This is a genomic window from Micromonospora sp. CNZ280 (assembly GCF_011759515.1).
Genome location: NZ_JAAOYP010000005.1, coordinates 362,700 through 382,314 on the forward strand (window position 1 = coordinate 362,700; position 19,615 = coordinate 382,314).

Sequence of the window (19,615 nt, forward strand, 5' to 3'; positions counted from 1 at the left end):
ACGGGTCGGTGTGGGGATACGTCCGAGGGAGCAGCGTCGTGAACGGACAGCAGGAGCGGCGTGCCGCCCGCGACATCGCGTCCATCCGGTCCACAGTGGCCGGAGGCCGGCGGTGGGTGATCCGCCGGTCAGGCGCGGTGGCGGCCGTCGTGGCCGTGGTGGCGGGTGCCCTCGCGGCCCCCGGCCCGGCGCAGGCCGATCCGTGCGACCCGGTGGTCAACCCGATCGTCTGCGAGAACAGCAAGACGGGCACCCCCGCCTCGGTCTGGGACATCGACGGCAGCGGCGACCCGTCGATCCAGGGCTTCGCCACCGACATCAGCGTCAACGCCGGCCAGCGGATCGACTTCAAGATCAAGACGAACGCGACAGCGTACACCATCGACATCTACCGGCTCGGCTGGTACGGCGGCAACGGAGCCCGCCGGATCACCGGCGTCAGCCCCTCGGTGTCACTGCCGCAGACCCAGCCCGACTGCGTCACCGAGGCCACCACCGCGCTGTTCGACTGCGGCAACTGGGCGGTCTCCGCCTCCTGGACCGTGCCGTCGACCGCGGTCTCCGGCGTGTACATCGCCCGGTTACGGCGCAACGACACCGGCGGGGACAGTCACATCACCTTCGTCGTCCGGCAGGACAGCAGCACCTCCGACGTCTTCTTCCAGACCTCCGACGCGACCTGGCACGCCTACAACAAGTACGGCGGCTCCGACTTCTACTCCGGCGGCGGCTCGGTCGGCCGCGCCTACAAGGTCAGTTACAACCGTCCCTTCGCCACCCGCAACAGCGTGGAGCGGCGGGACTTCCTCTTCGGCGCCGAGTACCCGATGATCCGCTTCCTGGAGCGCAACGGGTACGACGTCAGCTACACCACGAACGTCGACAGCGACCGGCGCGGCGAGCTGATCCGGAACCACAAGATCTTCCTTTCGGTCGGGCACGACGAGTACTGGTCCGGCGCCCACCGGCAGAACGTCGAGGCGGCCCGCGACGCCGGCACCCACCTCGCCTTCTTCAGCGGCAACTCGGTCTACTGGAAGACCCGCTGGGAGCCGAGCAAGGACGGCAGCGGCACCGCCCACCGCACCCTGGTCACGTACAAGGAGACCTGGGCCAACGCGAAGATCGACCCGTCCAGCGAGTGGACCGGCACCTGGCGCGACCCCCGGTTCAGCCCGCCGGCGAACGGGGGCCGGCCGGAGAACGAGCTGATGGGCACCATGTTCATGGTCAACGACGGTGACCTCGCGCTGAGCGTACGGGCGGAGGAGGGCCGCTATCGCCTCTGGCGGCACACCAACCTCACCTCGCTGCCGGCCGGCACGTCGGCCACCCTCGCCCCGCACACGGTGGGCTACGAGTCCGACGAGGACCTGGACAACGGCTTCCGGCCGCCGGGCCTGATCCGGCTCTCCACCACCACGGGCGAGGTGCCGCAGGTGTTGCAGGACTTCGGCAACAAGGTCGCGCCGGGCACCACCACCCACCACCTCACCCTGTACCGGGCCGCCAGCGGCGCCCTGGTCTTCGGCGCCGGCACCATCCAGTACAGCTGGGGCCTGGACGAGGCGCACGACGGGCAGAGCACCCCGACCGACAGCCGGATGCAGCAGGCCGTGATCAACCTCTTCGCCGACATGGGCGTCCAGCCGGCCACCCTGATGGCCGGTCTGGTGCCCACCACCGCGTCGACCGACGGGACGGCGCCCACGGTGACGATCTCCGCGCCCGCCGCCGGGGCCACCGTGGCCCGGGGCAGCCAGGTGACCCTCACCGGCACCGCCGGCGACGTCGGCGGCCGGGTCGCCGGGGTGGAGGTCTCCACCGACGACGGCACGAGCTGGCACCCGGCCACCGGCACCACCTCCTGGTCGTACAGCTTCCACGCCGAAGGGCTGAGCACCCAGGTGGTACGGGTCCGGGCGATCGACGACAGCGTCAACGTCGGCGCACCGGCCACCCGGGAGTTCGCGCTCACCGGCCCGAACACGCTCTTCGGCCAGCGGGTGCCGAAGCGGCCGGCGGTGGCCGACGGCGGCGCGGTGGAGCTGGGTGTGCGGTTCACCCCGCAGACCGACGGGTACGTCACCGGCGTCCGCTTCTACAAGGGCCCCGGCAACACCGGCACCCACCTCGGCCGGCTGTGGACCAACTCCGGCCAGCTGATGGCCGGCGGCACGTTCGCCGACGAGACGGCCACCGGCTGGCAGACCCTGACCTTCGGCTCGCCCGTGCCGGTGACCGCCGGGGTCAGCTACGTCGCGTCGTACTTCGCGCCGAGCGGCAACTACGCCGGCGACGACTGGGTCTTCGCCCGCGACTGGACCAGCGGTCCGCTCACCGCGCCGCGGTCGGCCCCCGGCGCCGGCAACGGCCTGTTCCGCTACGGGGGCTCGGGCGGCTTCCCGAACGAGACGTTCGGGTCGGCCAACTACTACGTGGACGTGACCTTCGCGGTCAGCGCCGACCTGCCGCCGGCGGTCACCTCCACCACCCCGACCGACGGTTCCGGCGACGTCCCGGTCGACGCCACGCCCTCGGCCGTCTTCTCCAAGGCGCTCGACCCGGCGACGGTCTCGTTCACCCTGGCCAGGGGCGGCACGCCGGTCGCCGGGTCCACCGCGTACGACGCGGCCCTGAGGAAGGTGACGTTCACCCCGACGGCGCCGTTGGACCCCGCGACGAGCTACACCGCCACCGTCACCGCCGCCGACGCCGAGGGCCGGTCGGGGACCGCCACCTGGTCGTTCTTCACCGCGCTCGACAGCGACCTGCACACCCTCCTGCCGCCCGACGCGGTGCCGGCGACGCCGGCGCACAACGACGCCAACGCGGTAGAGCTGGGCGTGACGTTCCGGCCGCGGGTCGACGGTCGGGTGGTGGGCATCCGCTTCTACCAGGGGCCGGGCAACACCGGAAACCACCCGGTGACGCTCTGGTCCGCCGCCGGCACCCCGCTGCGGACCGCCACCGTGCCGAGCGCCACCACGGTGGGCTGGCGCACCGCGTACTTCGCCAGCCCGCTCGACGTGGCGGCCGGGACGAACTACGTGGCTTCCTACTTCGCGCCCAACGGCTTCTACCCGGGCGACAACGGGTACTTCGCGACGACGAAGACGGTCGGGCCGCTGGTGGCGCCGGGCGGCAACAACGGCGTGTACCGCTACGGCGAGAGCGGCTTCCCCAACCAGTCCTACGAGTCGACGAACTACTGGGTGGACCCGCTCTTCCTGACCGACGAGGAGGTGCCGCCGGTGGGGCAGCCCGGCGCGCCGCCGCCCGGGGCGTACGGGATCTTCGCCGCGAGCGACGCGCCGCAGACCGCGAGCTGGGACGACAACGCCGCCGTCGAGGTGGGGATGCGGTTCGTGCCGGCCGCCGACGGGCAGGTCTACGGCGTCCGGTTCTACAAGGGACCGGGCAACACCGGCACCCACACCGGATCGCTCTGGTCCGCCGGTGGCAGCCGGTTGAGCACGGTGACCTTCACCGACGAGACCGCGTCCGGGTGGCAGACCGCGTACTTCCCGGAGGTGGTGCCGATCAGCGCGGGTCAGGAGTACACGATCTCCTACCACACCACCGTCGGCCAGTACGCGGTGACCGGTGACGGGCTGGCCAGCGCGCGCACTGTCGGGCAGCTGACCGTGCCGGCCTCGGGCGGCACCTACCGTTACGGTCCCGGGGACGGGCATCCGTCGTCCTCGTCGGCCACGAACTACTGGGTGGACCTGGTGTTCGCTCCGTACTGACGGTCGGCGGCGCGGGCCACGCGGTCCCGCGCCGCCCCGGCGCGTACCGCCGACCGACCGGCCGGCGGTACGCGCCGCAACGCGCGAAGTGGGGGGAAAGGGTGCGACTGCTCGTCGGCCTGCACCATCTGGAGCTCGGGGGCAGTCAGCTCAACGCCCTGGATCTCGCGGTCAGCGTCCGGAACCAGGGCCACCAGGTGGCCATCTTCGGCAACTACCGGGATGAACCCGGGCCGGTGGCGGCCCTCGCCCGGCAGGCGGGACTGCCGGTGATCGCCGTACGGCACCGGGCCGAACGGCTGGGGCGGGCGATGCCGGTCCGGCCGGGGCTGTCCCGCGCGCTGACCCGGGCCGTGCGCGACTTCCGGGCCGACCTGGTGCACGCGTACGAGTACTCGGTGGCCCTCGACGCCTTCTACGGCCCGCACCTGCGGCTGGGCACGCCGGTGGTCACCACGGTGTACGGCATGCGGGTCCCGCGCTGGATGCCCCGCTACGGCGGCCTGGTGGTCGGCACCGCCCAGCTGGTGGCGGAGGCGGGGGAGTTCCGGCCGGCCCCGGCGCTGATCGAGCCGCCGGTCAACACCGACGTCGACGATCCGGCGGTGGTCGACGGCCACGCGTTCCGTCAGCGCCACGGCATCGGCCCGGACGAGATCGTGGTGGGCGTGGTCTCCCGGCTCGAACCGGACATGAAGGCGGAGGGCGTGCTGCGGGCGATCCGGGCGCTGCGGCTGCTCGACGACGGCCGCGTCCGGTTGGTGGTCACCGGCGGCGGCCCCTCGTACGCGGACGTGGCGGCCGCGGCGGAGCGGGCGAACGGGGCGCTCGGCCGGCCGGCGGTGGTGCTGACCGGGCCGATGGACGACCCCCGACCGGCGTACGCGGCCGCGGACATCGCCCTCGGGATGGGCGGCTCGGCGTTGCGGGCGATGGCCTTCGGCCGCCCCCTCGTGGTGCTCGGCATCCGCGGCTTCTCCCGAACCTGCGCGCCGGAGACGATCGACTACTTCCTCCGCTGGGGCTTCTACGGCATCGGCGACGGCGACCTGGACCCGGCGCCGTTGGCGGCGCAGCTCGGCGAGCTGGTCGGCGACCGGCGGCTGCGCGTCGAGCGCGGCGACTGGGGGCGGCAGCTCGTGCTGGGCCGGTTCAGCCTGAAGGCGGCCACCCAGACCCTGCACGAGGTCTACGCCGAGGCACTGCGGGACCGGCCCGGGTCGCGGGTGCGGCTGCGGGAGGGGCTGCGGGTGGCCGCGCACAAGGGCCTGGCCGACCTGCTGCCCGCCACCGCCCGCCAGCGGATCCGGCGGATGTTCGGGTGAGCGTCGAGGAACGTCCCGCCCCGGCGGCCGAGCGTCCCGACCTGTTCGCCCAGGCGTCCCGGGCCCTGGGCTGGAGCATGGCGAGCACCATCGTCAGCCGGCTCAGCACCCTGGCCATCGGGGTCGCGCTGGCCCGGATCCTCGGTCCGGACGCCTTCGGCACCTTCGCGGTGGCGCTGGTGGTGCTGCTGGCGGTGCTCAGCTTCAACGAGCTGGGGGTCAGCCTGGCGATCGTGCGCTGGCCCGGCGACCCCCGGGAGATCGCGCCGACGGTGGCGACTCTCTCGGTGCTCACCAGCACCCTCGTCTACGCCGCGCTCTACCTCGGCGCCCCCCTGCTCGCCGGTACGCTCGGTGATCCCGGCTCCACCGCGGTCATCCGGGTGCTGGGGCTGAGCGTCATCGTCAGCGGTCTGGTGGCGACCCCGGTGGCGCTGCTGCAACGCGCGTTCCGGCAGGACCGCAAGACGATGGCCGACCTGGTGACGAACTGGACCAGCGCGCTGGCGTCGATCGGCCTCGCGCTCGCCGGCAACGGGGCGATGAGCCTGGCCGTCGGGCAACTCGCCGGCTCACTCGCCGGGGCGGTGCTCTTCCTCGTCTTCGCCCCGCAGGGGCTGCGGTTCGGATTCGACCCGGCGAAGGCCCGCGCCCTGCTCCGGTTCGGTCTGCCGCTCGCCGGCTCCAGCATCGTCGTGTTCGCCACCACCAACCTGGACCGGGTCGTGGTCGGCGCTACCCTCGGTCCGACCGCGCTCGGCTATTACGTGCTGGCGCTCCAGCTCGCCAGCTGGCCGGTCACCGTCTTCTCCCAGCCGGTGCGGGCGGTGGTGCCGGCCGCGCTGGCCCGGCTCCAGGACGACCCGCCGGCGCTGCGCCGGTCGTTCCTCTCCGCGGCCGGCCTGCTCGGATCCGTCACCCTGCCGGCGTGCCTGCTGCTCGCCGCGGCGTCCGACGCCCTGATCCGCATCCTCTACGGCGCGGCCTGGCAGCCGGCCGCGGCGGTGCTGCTCTGGTTGGGGCCGCTGGCGGCGCTGCGCATCCTCTTCGAACTCTGCTACGACTACTTCGTGGTCATCGCCGACACCCGGGTGGTGCTGACCGTCCAGGTGGTCTGGTTCGTCGTGCTCCTGCCCACCCTGTACGCGACGGGCGTGCTGGGCGGCCTCCAGGCCGCCGCGGCGGCCCAGTTCGCGGTCGCCCTGCTGGTGATCCTGCCGCTCTATCTCGTCGCGCTGCGCCGGTCGGGGATCCCGCCGCTGCCGGTCGCGGCGCGGCTGGGACCGCCGCTGGCCGGTGCCGTCGCGGTCGTCGCGGTGGCCCTGCTGGTGGCCCGGGTCGGCGCCGTCGATCTGGTGGTGCTCGCGGTCGCCGGCCTCACCACGCTGGCCACCATCGGGGTGCTCGGGTTCCGGCTGCGGCACGTGGTCCGCGACCTCAGGACGGTCGGACAGCCGGGGGCGGCGGGCTGACGCCCGCCGCCCGCCGTGCCCGGGCTCAGCCGCAGTGGCTGAGCGGGGCCACCTCGCCGAGCACCCGGCCGGCGACCCAGTCGTACCGGACCGTGGCGTTGCCACTCCAGTCGCCGACCTTGCGGCAGTCCACGTCGACCGGGCCGTAGCCGTACGAGTCGTGCACGATCTTGTTCCCGGTGATCGCCGGGAACCAGCCGCCGGTCACCCGGAGCGAGTAGCCCCCGCCGGCCAGCAGGTTGTCGCGGATCGTCCCGCCGTCGTTGCGCTGGTCCGGGATGAACACCGGCGCGGTCGGGCAGTCGTCCAGCCGCTGGTCGATGGTGTTGTGGCGGAGGACGACGCTCGGCCCGTGGTAGGCCTGCATGCCGTCGCCGTGCGGGTCCACGGACCGGCACATGCCGGGCGGCACCGCGAGTCGGGCGTACGAGTCCTCGATGGTCACCGGCCCGGCGCCCGGGTAGTCCTTCGCCCCGATCCGCCAGCCCTCCATCCGGTTGACCACCTTGCAGCGGCGACAGGTGTAGTTCGCCACCCCGAACGCGTAGAGCTGGTCGGTGGAGAACTCCTCGCCGGGCGGGTTAACCACCTCGGAGTCCTCGATGAGCAGCCCGCCGTGGACGCGGTCGCCGAGGAAGTTGTCGACGGTGCCGTACAGCCGGGTGCGGCGGATGACCACGTTCTCCGCCCGGACCAGGATGCTCCCGGTGACCAGGTGGTCGGTCAGCACCGTGCCGGCCCGGGTGATGACCAGGTCGCCCTGGTGCCGCACCTTCGGCGTCCAGCCGGCCGGCACGCCGGTGCAGGCGGCGGTGGGATAGGCGGGCAACGCGCAGCCGCGGCCGGCGCCCGCCGGCGGGGTGGGGCTGGGCGACGAGGTGACCGTCGGGGCGGGCGTGGACGGGCGCGGCGACCCGACGGCGGGTGGCCGGGTCTTCGACGGCTTCGGCCGGGGCGACCGGTGGGCCCGCCGGTACTGCGCGTCGGCCGCCGCCGTGGCGGTCCGCACCGCCGAGCCGGGCCGCGCCGACGTCGGGCGGCTGTCCGCCGCCGAACTCACCGCGAGCACGCCGGAGGCCGCGAGCATTGCCGCCAGCGCACCGACGACCGCGAGCCGTCGGTTCAGGCGGAACCCGCGTCTGGGCTTCATGGTGGTCCACTCCTCACAGTCCAGGTGCGCGCGGCCGGGGCCGCGGCGCTGATCGGTGCGTCGCCCCGGCGACGCCGGGTGGGGTGGTGGGAAGAACGGGACGGTCGACGACCGAACCCGGTTGGGGCGGGGTGGTTCCGCGACCGTCGGCCTCCGCCCGGCCGGGCGGGCAGGTTAGGGCCGACGACTGACGGATATCCGGCTCAGCGACGGATCCACGCCGCGAACGCGAGGTATCGTCGCCGCAGCCCCGCGCCGGAGCGGCCGCCCGGGCCGGATCGCGCCACGGCCGGTCGGGGGCCACGTACGTCGGACGTTCGAGGGAGTCTGCGGTGGTAGACCGGAGCTGGTTCGGCGGTCCGCCGTGGCCCGTCCACTCTCCTGACGACCCGCACCCCGCCGCCGGCGACCGGCGGCACCGCCGCCCCGCCCCGGGTCGGACGACCTGAATGGGAGTCCGGGTCGAGCCCATCGCCGGGCCTCGGGTGGCGGCGGCAGGACAATTCCTTCATACCCACCTTAACGGTCGAGTTCCCGTCCAGGCGTGGGTGCGCGCGGTCGACGTGCCGTGGAAGGTGGACGCGCCAAACCACGGCATGATGCTGGTCGCCGACGGCGGGGAGGTGGTCGGCGTGCTGCTGGCCTTCTACTCCGAGCGCACCCTGGCCGGCCGGGCGGAGCGGTTCTGCAACCTCGGTGCCTGGTGCGTGCTCCCCGAGTTCCGCTTCCACAGCCTCAAGCTGCTCAAGGCGCTGCTGGCCCAGCCCGGCTACCACTTCACCGACCTCTCGCCGAGCGGCAACGTGGTGCCGATCAACACCCGGCTGGGCTTCCGCTTCCTGCCGACCACCACCGCGCTGCTGCCGAACCTGCCCTGGCCGTCGCTGCCCGGCCGGCGCGTGGTCAGCTCCGACCCGGAGGTGATCCGCCGGACGCTCACCGGCCCCGAGCTGGAGCGCTACCTCGACCACGCCGACGCCCCGGCCGCCCGGCACGTCGTGCTCGTCGACGGCGACGAGTGGAGCTACGTGGTGTTCCGCCGCGACCGCCGCAAGCGGTTGCCGCTGTTCGGCTCGATCCTGTACGTCAGCAACCCGGCGCTGTTCCGCCGGATGCACCGGATGCTGCTCCGTCACCTGCTGCTGCGGCACGGCGTCCTCGCCACCCTCGCGGAGCTGCGGCTGGTCGGCGCGCGCCCGCCGCTGTCGGTGCTGCTGCCCGACACCCGGCGCCGGATGTTCCGCAGCGACCGCCTCGAACCCGACGACGTCGACTACCTCTACAGCGAGTTGGTCTGCCTCAGCTGGTGACCCGGCGCCCGGACGAGAGGGACGAAACCTCCACATGCGTACTCAGCTTCACGAGCTCGTCGCCGGCGCGGCCGCCCGACGGGGCGACGCGCCCGCACTGACCTACAAGGACGACACGGTCAGCTACGCACGGCTGTGGCGGGGCGTGGCCGCGGTCGGCGCGGGTCTGCGCCGGCTCGGGCTGGAGCGCGGCGACCGGGTGGCGGTCTGGACCGAGAAGCGGATCGAGGCGGTCGAGGCGGTCTTCGGCGCGGCCGCGGCCGGCGGCGTCTTCGTACCGGTCAACCCGCTGCTGCGGCCCCGGCAGGTCGGCTACATCCTGGCCGACTGCGCGGTGCGGGTGCTGGTCACCACGCCGGAGCGGTACGCGCTGCTGCGCGCGGAGCTGGAGCAGGTCAAGTCGGTCGAGCACGTGGTGCTGATCGGCGGCGCGGCCGCCGGGACCGGCCGGCCGACGGTGACCGGCTGGGCAGCGCTGCGCGACGGTGACCCGCTTCCGCCGGCCGGCACCGGCATCGACGTGGACATGGCCGCGATCCTCTACACCTCGGGCAGCACCGGCAAGCCGAAGGGGGTGGTGCTCTCGCACCGCAACCTGCTCGCCGGGGCGGCGAGCGTCAGCGGTTACCTGGCGAACTCGGCCGACGACGTCATCCTGGCCGTGCTGCCACTCAGCTTCGACGCGGGGTTCAGCCAGCTCACCACCGCCTTCGCCGTCGGCGCCCACGTGGTGCTGATGAACTACCTGTTTCCCGGCGACGTGGTGCGCCTCTGCGCCCGGCACCGGGTCACCGGGCTGACCTGCGTACCGCCGCTGTGGGCGCAGCTGGCCGGGACGAGCTGGCCGGTGGAGGCCGGCGAACACCTGCGGTACTTCGCGAACACCGGCGGCCGGATGCCGAAGACCACCCTGGAGCGGCTGCGCGGGATATTCCCCGCCGCGCGTCCCTACCTGATGTACGGGCTGACCGAGGCGTTCCGCTCCACCTACCTCGACCCGTCCGAGGTGGACCGCCGGCCCGACTCGATCGGCAAGGCGGTCCCCAACGCCGAGATCCTCGTGGTCCGGCCGGACGGCACGCCCTGCGGGCCGGGGGAGGAGGGCGAGCTCGTGCACCGGGGCGCGCTCGTCGCCCTCGGCTACTGGAACGATCCGGTGCGCACGGCAGAACGGTTCCGCCCCGCACCGGGCCGGGACGGCGACCTGCTGCCGGAGCCGGCGGTCTGGTCGGGCGACACCGTGGTCCGCGACGAGGAGGGTTTCCTCTACTTCGTCGGCCGGGTCGACGACATGATCAAGACTTCCGGATACCGGGTGAGCCCCACCGAGATCGAGGAGGTCGCCTACGACAGCGGCCTCGCCCGGGACGCGGTGGCCCTCGGCCTGCCCGACCCGGTGCTCGGCCAGCGGGTGGTCCTGGTGGTGAGCCCGCCCGAGGGCACCGACCTCGACCGGGCGGCGCTGCTGGCCGCCCTGAAGCGGGAGCTGCCGCCGTACATGCTGCCCAGGGAGATCGTGGTGCGGCCCGCGCTGCCCCGGTCACCGAACGGGAAGTTCGACCGGAACCTGCTACGCCAGGAGTTGACCTCGTGACCCGACACCCCGCCGCCGCCTTCGACCGCGACGCCGGCCGGCTCGCCGTGGGCGGCGTACCGGTCGACCGCCTCGCCGAGCGGGTCGGCGGCACGCCCTTCTTCGCGTACGACCGGCGGCTGCTCACCGGGCGGGTGGCGCTGCTGCGCGCCACCCTGCCGGGCGAGGTCCAGCTCAGCTACGCGGTGAAGGCGAACCCGATGCCCGCCGTGGTGCAGCACCTGGCCGGGCTGGTGGACTCCTTCGACGTCGCCTCCGCCCTGGAGATGCGCACCGCGCTGGACACGCCGATGCCGCCGCACCGGGTCAGCTTCGCCGGCCCTGGCAAGACCGACGCCGAGTTGCGGCAGGCCATCGCGGCGGGGGTGACCATCGAGATGGAATCCGAGAACGAGGCCGACCGGGTCGCCGCCCTGGGCCGGCTGCTCGGGCTGCGGCCCCGGGTGGCGGTGCGGGTCAACCCGGACTTCGCGGTCAAGGGCTCCGGCATGCGCCTCGGCGGCGGTCCGCAACAGTTCGGCGTGGACTCGGAGCGGGTGCCCGCGCTGCTCAAGGAACTGGCGCACGCCGACGTCGAGTTCCTCGGCTTCCACGTCTTCGCCGGCTCGCAGAACCTGCGCGCCGACAGCCTCTGCGAGGCGCAGCGCCGCACCGTCGAGCTGGCGCTCCGGTTGGCCGAGGAATCCCCCATGCCGGTGCGCTACCTCAACCTGGGCGGCGGCTTCGGCATCCCGTACACCGAGCGGGACGAGCCGCTGGACCTCGCGGCGATCGGCGCGAACCTCGCCGAGCTGGCCCGCGGGCCGATCCGGCAGGGGCTCCCCGAGGCGCGGGTCGTGGTCGAACTCGGCCGCTACATCGTCGGCGAGTGCGGCGTCTACGTGACCCGGGTGGTCGACCGGAAGGTCTCCCGTGGCCGCACCTACCTGGTCGTCGACGGTGGACTGCACCACCAGCTCGCCGCCTCCGGCAACTTCGGCCAGGTGATCCGGCGCAACTACCCGATCGCGGTGGCGGAGCGGATCGACGCCGAGCCGGCCGAGACGGTGACCGTCGTCGGCTGCCTCTGCACCCCGCTGGACCTGCTCGGCGACGCCGTCACGCTGCCCCGGGCGGACGTCGGCGACCTCATCGTCCTGTTCCAGGCCGGCGCGTACGGGCTCACCGCCAGCCCGACCGCCTTCCTCAGTCACCCGGCCCCGGCCGAGGTGCTGGTCTGATCGCGCGAGAAGGAGGAGCTGTGGACGTCAGCCACGTGGAAACCCTCGACGAGGTCCGGGAGGTCCTGGTCTCGGTGCTCGGCATCGAGGACCGGGCGGCCGGGCTGGACGCGTCGACGCCGTTGCTGGAGAGCCTGCCGGAGCTGGATTCGATGGCCGTGCTCGAACTGGTCGCGGCGATCGAGGAGCGGTTCGGCTTCACCGTCGACGACGGTGACGTGACCGCTGAGCTGTTCGAGACGCTCGGCAGCCTCTCCGCCTTCGTCGCCGAGCGCCGGCCCTAGCCGGCGACCCGTGCGGCAGTCAACGCAACCCGACCGCGGCCCCGCCGCCCCGAGCGGGCGACCCCGTCGCCGGGTGGCGCTCGGCGCGGCCCTGGCGCTGTTGGCCGCGGTCGCCGCCGGCGGCACGGTCGCGGCGGTGGCCGACCGGGACACCGACCGGGCCGCCACCACGGGAGGGGACCCGAGCGCGCCGGCGGCGAGCGGGCCCGGGGCGGGCACGTCGTCGCCGGCGCCCCGCGCCAGCGAACGGCTCGGTACCCGGCCCACGGGACCGGCCACCGGCACGCCGTCCGCCGCCGCCGGGGCGACGGACTTCCCGGGCGCCGGCAACACCGGCGTGCCCGACGGCGTCCGGCTGGGCCGGTACTCCGGGCCCTGCACGATCACCCGGGCCAACACCGTGATCGACCGCCGGCACGTCCGCTGCTCGCTGGTGGTCAAGGCGGCGAACGTGGTGATCCGGTCCAGCCGCGTCGACGGCACGATCCGGCTGGAGGGCGGGAGCCACTCGCTGCGCGTCGAGGACTCCGAGGTCGACGGCGGGCAGGCGTACGAGCACACCGTCGGCTTCGAGAACCTCACCGTGCTGCGCTCGGAGATCCGCGGCGGGCAGACCAGCGTCAACTGCTACCGCAACTGCCTGGTCCAGGATTCCTGGCTGCACGGCCAGTACCTGCCCGACGGCGAGGACTGGCACCTCAACGCCTTCCTGTCCAACGGCGGCAGCGACATCCGGCTGGTGCACAACACCCTGGCCTGCGACCGGCGCGGCAACGCCAGCGGCGGCGGCTGTACGGCCGCCGTGTCCATCTTCGGCGACTTCGGGCCGAACGCGAACTACACCATCCGCGACAACCTCTTCGTCGCCTCCGACCAGATGTCCTACTGCTTCTACGGCGGCTTCGACGAGAAGAAGCAGTACGGCACGCAGGTCAGCGGGATCGTGGTCACCGGCAACGTCTTCGAGCGGGGCGGCAACGGCAGGTGCGGCTCGTACGGGCCGGTAACCTCCTACGCCCGGTCGGCACCCGGGAACGTGTGGCAGGACAACGTGTGGAGCGACGGCAAGCCGCTGGCCCCGTCGTCCTGAGCCGGTCAGCCCACCCGTCCGCGCACCGCTCAGCGCACCACGGCCGGCGACCAGGCGTCGGCGACCAGCAGGCGCGGCTGCCCACCGCCGTCGGCCGGCACCGCCCAGACGTCGCTGGACGCCGAGGTGGCGTCGGTGCGTGGCAGGCCGTACACGACGGTCCGGTCGTCCAGCCACTCGACCTGGTCGTCGACGCTGCGGATCTCGGCGAGCAGCGTCTCGGCACCGGTCGCGAGGTCGTGCACGGCCAGCCGCCAGCGTCCCGGCGGCAGGTCGCCGTGCTTCTTGAACGCGACGCGGCTGCCGTCCGGCGACAGCGACGGGCACTCCGCGTCCTCGCGCAGCGCGGTGACCCGGCGGGCGGCGAGACTGCCCTCGACGAGCCAGGTCCGCCCGCCGGAGGCGGCGGTGGCGTAGAAGCGGTCGTCGTCGGCGAAGGTGACCCCCCACAGGTTCCGGTCGACGGCGGTGACCCGTTTCCCGTTCACCACGAGCGTGAACTCCTCGAGGTCGCCGATCACCTCGCCGTCCACCCGGCTGACCACCGTGCGGGTGGAGAACTGCCCCGGGTTGGCGTACGAGTCGCCCTGGACGAACGTGGTGGTCGCCGCCAGCGACCCGTCCCGGGACAGCCGGGCCCGGCTCGGCGTGCCCACCAGCGGCAGGTCCCGCCGGGGCGCCCAGTCGGCGTCGAGCAGCTGCGCCCGGTAGGTGGTCACCAGACCGCGGTCGGCGGCGAGGCAGAGCGACTCGTCGCGGGTCGCGTGGACGCGCTCGCAGGACGCCCCGGTGACCGCGCGCGGCCCGGCCGGCGCCGTGAGCGGCACCATCGCCACCCGACCGTAGTCGGGGCCCAGGGCCGTGTTCCGGAACACCAGGTGCGGCCCGCTCCGCACGGCCGGCAGGTCGGCCCGGGTCGGTGCCCCGGTCGCCGCCGCCCGCGCCGCCACCTGGTCCTGCCGGACCCGCCAGACGTAGCCGCCCGCGCCACCGGCCACCACCAGCAGCACCACCACCAGCACGGCCAGCCGCGCCCGCGGGCCGAGCCCACCCGTCGGCTCGCTCATGTCGCCCCTCCGCTCGCTCACTCTGAGGCTCCCGCACTGGCGGGCGTGGCCGGGTGGTCGGCGCCGCGCAGCAGCCGGACGGCGACCGGCACGACGCCGGCCAGCAGCACGGCGAAGAGCACCAGCGCCGGCCGCGGGCCGGACAGCTGCCAGACGAGTCCGAACAGGACGGAGGCGGCGAACCGGGCCAGCACCACCGTGGTCTGGGCGGCGGCGATGCCGGTGCCCCGGCTGTCGGCCGGCACGAGCCGGCTCACCAGGGCCGCCAGCACGCCGTCGGTGGCGGCGTAGAAGGTGCCGAGCAGCAGCAGGACGGTGACGGTGAGCCCGACGCCGCCGTGGGGCAGCGCCGCGGCCAGGTAGCCGCCGAGCAGCGCCAGGTGCCCGGCGACGAACACCCGGCCCCGGCCGACCCGGTCGGCGAGCCGCCCGAGCGGCACCGCCAGGGCCAGGTAGGCGACGTTGGTGCCCACGTACAGCAGCGGGAACCAGCGGGCGGCGAAGTCGTCCCGGTCCTGCAGGGTCAGATAGAGGAAGCCGTCGCCGACGGTCACCAGGCCCAGCAGCGCGGCGGCCAGCAGCGGGCGGCGCAGCCGTACGCCGGCGACCTGGGCGACCACCCGGCGCAGCCCGGCGCGGACCGCCCCGGACGCGGTCGGCAGGTCGGGCACGAGCAGCACCAGCACCGCCAACCCGGCGACCGCGAAGGCGAACGAGACGACGAAGACCGAGTCGTAGCTGCCCGGCACGGTCGCCAGCAGGGCGAAGGCGACCAGCGGGCCGGCGGCGGCGCCGATCGTGTCCAGCGTCCGGTGTACGCCGAACGCCCGGCCCAGCAGCTCAGGCCGGGACGCGGCCGCGATCAGCGCGTCCCGGGGCGCGGTACGCAGACCCTTGCCCAACCGGTCCGCGGTGACCGCCGCGGTGACCGCCGCGAAGCCCGCCGCCGGCAGCATCGCCAACCGGCTCAGCGCGGAGACCCCGTAGCCGGCCGCCGCCACCCACTTCGGTCGCCGGCCGCGGTCGCCGGCGTAGCCCCCGGCGATCCGCACCAGGGCGCTGACGCCCTGGTAGACGCCGTCCAGGAAGCCGTACGCGACGGGACTCAGGCCGACCACGGCGGTGAGGTACAGCGGCAGCACCGAGGCCACCATCTCCGACGACACGTCGGTGAGCAGGCTGACCGTGCCGAGCAGCACGACGGTCCCGGAGACGCGGCGCAGGGCGGCCCGGGGCCGGTCGGCACCGGTGCCCTCCGGCCGGTCCCGCAGCGTCACGTACACGGCGTCCCACCTCCCGACCCGCCACCCGGCGGGCCGCCCACCGCCGCCGCTCGGGCGCGGTACGCCCCGGCCGGCGGCCCGTCCTGCCCGGTCAGTCGGCCAGCGCCGCGATCAGCGCCGCCACCACTGCCTCCTGCTGGTCCGCCCTGATCTGCGGGTAGATGGGCAGCGAGAGCAGCTCGGACGCGATCCGCTCCGCCCGCGGGAACGCTCCCGCCGGGTGCCCGAGGTCGGCGAACGCGGGCGTCCGGTGCACCGGTACGGGATAGTGGATGCCCGCACCGACGCCGGCCGCGTTGAGCCGCGCCAGCACCCGGTCCCGCCGGGCCGGCGTGCCGTCGCCCGGGATCCGGACGCAGTAGATGTGCCAGACGTGCTCGTTGCCCGGCAGGGTCACCGGCCGGGTCACGTCCACCGCCGCCAGCAGCGCGTCGTACCGGGCGGCGGCGGCCCGCCGCGCCTCGTTCCAGGCCGCCAGCCGGGCGAGCTTGGCGCGGAGCACCACCGCCTGCAGGCCGTCCAGCCGGCTGTTCACGCCGACGATGTCGTGCGCGTACTTCGTCAGGCCGCCGTGGCTGCCGAGGGTGCGGACCGTCCGGGCGAGCCCGGCGTCGGCGGTCACCACCGCCCCCGCGTCGCCGTACGCCCCCAGGTTCTTGCCCGGGTAGAAGCTGGTCGCGGCGATTCCGTCGGCGCCGGCCCCGCGCCCGTGCCGGGTGGCGCCCTGGCACTGCGCGGCGTCCTCGACGACGGCGACGTCGTGCCCGGCCAGGCCCGCCCGCAGCCGCTCCACCGGCGCCAGCTGGCCGTAGAGGTGCACCGGGACGACCGCCCGGGTGGCCGGGGTGACCGCGGCCAGCGCCGCCTCGACGTCGATCAGGTACGTGTCCGGGTCGCAGTCGACCAGCACCGGGCGCGCGCCGGCGCGGGCGACCGCCTCGGCGGTGGCGATGAAGGTGTTCGTCGGCAGGATCACCTCGGCGCCCGGCCCGACCCCGACGGCGCGCAGCGCCAGTTCGAGCGCGTCGGTGCCGTTGGCCACCCCGACGCAGTGCGGCACCCCGCTGAACGCGGCGTACTCCTTCTCGAACGCGGCGACCTCGGCGCCGCCGATGAAGGCGGTGTCGGCGATGACCCGCTTGAAGCCGGCCTCCACCTCCTCCGCCACCTCCGCATGCGCGGCGGCGAGATCGACGAGCGGAATTCCCGGCATGGTCAGCTCCCCACAACCCTCGGCACGGCCAGTTCCTCGCACGACGCCGCCGTCGCCAGCGCCCCCTCGGCATCCGCCGGCGCCTCGACGGGACGCAGCCGGCGGGCCGGGTTGCCGGCCCAGACCTCGCCGGGCGGCACGTCACGCAGCACCACGGAACCCATCCCGATCAGCGACCACTCGCCGACCGTCACGCCCTCGCGGAGCAGGGCGCCGGCGCCGACGTACGCGCCGAGCCGCAGCACCGCCCCGCCGCCCAGGCGGACCCCGGAGGCGATGGTCACGTGGTCGTGCACCCGGTCGTCGTGGGTCAGCACGGCGTGCGGCATCACCGCGACGTGCGCGCCCACGGTGACGCCCGCGGTGAGCACCGCGCCGGCCAGCAGCACCGTGCCGGGACCGAGGACGCTGCCCGCGCCGACGTCGGCGCCCGGGTGCACGATCGTGGCGTAGCGCTCCACCGGCAGGCCGAGCCGCCGGACGATCCGCTGCCGCGCCCGGTAGTCGCGCGGACTGCCCACGCAGACCACGACCGCCGTCTCCGGCAGGTCGGCCAGCCGGTCGGTGCCGCCGAGAATCGGCGCTCCGGCGCGGACGGTGCCGTGCACGGCGGGGTCGTCGTCCAGGAAGCCGCGCAGCCGCCAGGTCGGGCGGGCGTCGTTGACGGCGCGGACCGCCGCGGCGGTCTCCCGGGCGAACCCGCCCGCGCCGACGATGACCAGCTCGCGCATCAGCCGGCCAGCTTGCGCAGCACGCCGACGACGTGGTCCTGGTCGGCCTCGGTCAGCGCGTGGTGCAGCGGGAGGATCAGCGAGTCGCGGGTCAGCCGTTCGGTCACCGGCAGCGGCGCGGGCGTCACGTCGGCGTACGCCGGCTCCAGGTGGGCGGCCATGATGCCGCGCCGGGCCGACACGCCCGCCGTGGCCAGCTCGGCGAGGACCTCGTCGCGGCCCACGCCGTACGCCGGTTCGACGAGCACCCAGAACGACTGGTAGTTGGTCTCGCCGTAGGCCGGGTCGCGGACCGGCACCAGACCCTCGATGTCGGCGAGCAGCTCGTGGTAGCGGGCGGCCAGCGCGCGCCGCTGCGCCACCAGCTCGGTGAGCCGGCCGAGCTGGACCAGCCCGATCGCCGCCTGGATGTCGGTCATCCGGTAGTTGAAGGCGGTCTCCAGATACGCCTCCAGCACCGGTTGCGCGCTGGCGTGCCGGTCGGCGGCGGAGACGTTCATCCCGTGCTCCCGCAGCCGGCGCAGCCGGGCGGCCCACTCCGGATCATCCACTGTGACCATCCCGCCCTCGCCGGTGGTCAACAGCTTCCTCGGGTGGAACGACCAGGCCGAGACGGTGGCGCCGGCGCCGACCGGCCGCCCGTACGCCGTGGCGCCGGCGGCGCAGGCAGCGTCCTCCACCAGCGGCAGTCCCCAGCCGGCGGCGGCCGCCCGCAGCGCGGTGACGTCGAACGGCACGCCGCCCTGGTGGACCGCGATCACCGCCCGCGTCCGCGGGGTGCGCACGGCGTCGATCGTCGCCACGGTCAGGTTGCCGGTGGCGAGGTCCACGTCGGCGAAGATCGGCGTCGCCCCGACGTAGCGCACCGCGTTGGCGGTGGCGATGAAGGAGAACGACGGCACGATCACCTCGTCGCCCGGGCCGACCTCCAGCAGCACCAGCGCCAGGTGCAGCGCGGTGGTGCAGGAGCTGACAGCGACCCCGTGGCCGGCGCCGACCCGCGCGGCGAACTCGCGCTCGAACCGGGCCACCCGCGGCCCCTGGGCCACCCAGCCCGAGCGGACCGCCTCGGCGGCGGCCTGCGCCTCCTCCTCGCCGAGCCGGGGGATCATCACCGGAATGCGCGGTCCGCTCACTTCTCGGCCCGCCACCAGTCGACCAGCCCCTGGAGCCCCTCGTGCAGGCCGATCTCGGCGCGGAAGCCCAGCCTCCGCTCGGCGGCGGTGGTGTCGGCGAGCCGGCGGGTGACCCCGTTGACCGCGCGGGCCGGGCCGTGCTCCGGCGCCAGGTCGGACTTCATCACCTCGCTGAGCGCCCGGGCCAGCTCGACCAGGCTGGTCTCGGTGCCGCTGGCGATGTTGAACACCTCGTCGGTGACGTCCGCGCGGGCGGCCAGGATGTTGGCCCGGGCGATGTCGGCGACGTGCACGAAGTCCATCGTCTGCCGGCCGTCGCCGAGGATCAGCGGGGGGTTCCCGGCCTCGATCCGCTCCATCCAGCGGATCAGCACCTCGGTGTAGAGCCCGTGGATGTCCATCCGCGGGCCGTAGACGTTGAAGTACCGCAGGGCGACGTAGTCCAGGCCGTACATGCTGTGGAAGCTGCGCAGCATGCCCTCGTTGAACGCCTTCGCGGCGCCGTAGAACGTGTCGTTGTGCCAGGGATGGTGCCGCTCGGTGGTCGGGAACTCGTCGGCGAGCCCGTACACCGAGGCCGACGAGGAGAGGACCACCTTCCGCACCTGCGCGGTCGCCGCCGCCTCCAGCACGTTGAAGGTGCCGTCGACCAGCACCTCGTTGGCGAGCCGGGGTTCCTCCGCGCACTGCGTGATGCGGATGGCGGCGAGGTGGAAGACCAGGTCCTTGCCCCGGGTCAGCTCGTGCACCAGCGCGGCGTCGCGGATGTCCCCCTCGACCAGGCGGACGCCGCCGTGCGGCAGGGCGCGGGCCAGGTTCTCCCGCCGGCCCCGGACGAAGTTGTCCAGCACCACCACCTCGGCCGCGCCCCCGGCGACCAGTTGGTCGACGACATGCGAGCCGATGGTGCCCGCTCCACCGGTGACCAGGGCGCGCGCCCCGGCGATCTCAACGGCACTCATGCCGACACTCCGCTTCCGTCCGTGCC

At 74.2% G+C, this 19,615-nt stretch carries 15 protein-coding genes; 8 read left to right on the forward strand and 7 right to left on the reverse strand.

Annotated elements, in window-relative coordinates; all coding sequences use genetic code 11:
- The first annotated feature begins 38 nt into the window (after positions 1–38).
- From FHX32_RS32370 to FHX32_RS32380, 3 genes are all read left to right on the forward strand, one after another.
- Complete coding sequence (locus FHX32_RS32370; RefSeq protein ID WP_208419632.1) at positions 39–3,752, forward strand: DUF4082 domain-containing protein; 3,714 nt, start codon at positions 39–41, stop codon at positions 3,750–3,752.
- A 101-nt stretch (positions 3,753–3,853) separates the two neighbouring features.
- Positions 3,854–5,077: a glycosyltransferase family 4 protein gene (locus tag FHX32_RS32375; RefSeq protein ID WP_167191685.1), complete on the forward strand. Its 1,224-nt coding sequence runs from the start codon at positions 3,854–3,856 to the stop codon at positions 5,075–5,077.
- On the forward strand, positions 5,074–6,549 hold the full coding sequence (locus tag FHX32_RS32380) for an oligosaccharide flippase family protein (RefSeq protein WP_167191687.1): 1,476 nt from the start codon (positions 5,074–5,076) through the stop codon (positions 6,547–6,549). The genes FHX32_RS32375 and FHX32_RS32380 overlap by 4 nt, the downstream gene beginning before the upstream one ends.
- A gap of 25 nt (positions 6,550–6,574) precedes the next feature.
- Here the strand turns inward: FHX32_RS32380 and FHX32_RS32385 are convergent, their stop codons facing one another.
- Positions 6,575–7,699 carry a hypothetical protein gene (locus tag FHX32_RS32385; RefSeq protein ID WP_167191689.1) on the reverse strand — a complete coding sequence of 375 codons (1,125 nt, stop codon included), beginning with the start codon at positions 7,697–7,699 and terminating at the stop codon, positions 6,575–6,577.
- 548 nt (positions 7,700–8,247) lie between these two features.
- Between FHX32_RS32385 and FHX32_RS32390 the strand changes: the two genes are divergently transcribed.
- From FHX32_RS32390 to FHX32_RS32410, 5 genes are all read left to right on the forward strand, one after another.
- Entirely contained in the window at positions 8,248–9,009 is a 762-nt protein-coding gene (locus FHX32_RS32390) for a hypothetical protein (protein ID WP_208419633.1), read from the forward strand.
- Positions 9,010–9,043: 34 nt separating this feature from the next.
- Positions 9,044–10,603: an acyl-CoA ligase (AMP-forming), exosortase A system-associated gene (locus FHX32_RS32395; protein WP_167191691.1), complete on the forward strand. Its 1,560-nt coding sequence runs from the start codon at positions 9,044–9,046 to the stop codon at positions 10,601–10,603.
- Positions 10,600–11,823, forward strand: coding sequence for a pyridoxal-dependent decarboxylase, exosortase A system-associated (locus FHX32_RS32400; protein ID WP_167191693.1), 1,224 nt, complete (start codon positions 10,600–10,602; stop codon positions 11,821–11,823). The genes FHX32_RS32395 and FHX32_RS32400 overlap by 4 nt, the downstream gene beginning before the upstream one ends.
- A 20-nt stretch (positions 11,824–11,843) precedes the next feature.
- Positions 11,844–12,107, forward strand: a complete 264-nt coding sequence (locus FHX32_RS32405; protein ID WP_167191695.1) for a phosphopantetheine-binding protein — start codon at positions 11,844–11,846, stop codon at positions 12,105–12,107.
- Between the two features lie 73 nt (positions 12,108–12,180).
- Positions 12,181–13,197 (forward strand): hypothetical protein, encoded by a 1,017-nt coding sequence (locus FHX32_RS32410; protein ID WP_167191697.1) that lies wholly within the window; start codon positions 12,181–12,183, stop codon positions 13,195–13,197.
- A gap of 29 nt (positions 13,198–13,226) precedes the next feature.
- Here FHX32_RS32410 and FHX32_RS32415 read toward each other — a convergent pair whose 3' ends face one another.
- From FHX32_RS32415 to FHX32_RS32440, 6 genes are all read right to left on the reverse strand, one after another.
- On the reverse strand, positions 13,227–14,264 hold the full coding sequence (locus FHX32_RS32415) for a hypothetical protein (protein WP_167191699.1): 1,038 nt from the start codon (positions 14,262–14,264) through the stop codon (positions 13,227–13,229).
- Between the two features lie 17 nt (positions 14,265–14,281).
- Positions 14,282–15,547: an MFS transporter gene (locus FHX32_RS32420; protein WP_167191701.1), complete on the reverse strand. Its 1,266-nt coding sequence runs from the start codon at positions 15,545–15,547 to the stop codon at positions 14,282–14,284.
- A 91-nt stretch (positions 15,548–15,638) separates the two neighbouring features.
- The gene (locus FHX32_RS32425) at positions 15,639–16,760 is read right to left on the reverse strand and encodes a DegT/DnrJ/EryC1/StrS aminotransferase family protein (protein ID WP_167191704.1); all 1,122 of its coding nucleotides are present in this window, start codon (positions 16,758–16,760) and stop codon (positions 15,639–15,641) included.
- Between the two features lie 2 nt (positions 16,761–16,762).
- On the reverse strand, positions 16,763–17,491 hold the full coding sequence (locus tag FHX32_RS32430) for an acetyltransferase (protein WP_167191706.1): 729 nt from the start codon (positions 17,489–17,491) through the stop codon (positions 16,763–16,765).
- A complete protein-coding gene (locus tag FHX32_RS32435) occupies positions 17,491–18,603 on the reverse strand; it encodes a DegT/DnrJ/EryC1/StrS aminotransferase family protein (protein WP_167191708.1) in 1,113 nt (370 codons plus the stop codon). Before FHX32_RS32435 ends, FHX32_RS32430 begins: the two co-directional genes overlap by 1 nt.
- A gap of 20 nt (positions 18,604–18,623) precedes the next feature.
- On the reverse strand, positions 18,624–19,589 hold the full coding sequence (locus FHX32_RS32440; protein WP_208419634.1) for an NAD-dependent epimerase/dehydratase family protein: 966 nt from the start codon (positions 19,587–19,589) through the stop codon (positions 18,624–18,626).
- Positions 19,590–19,615 lie beyond the last annotated feature (26 nt).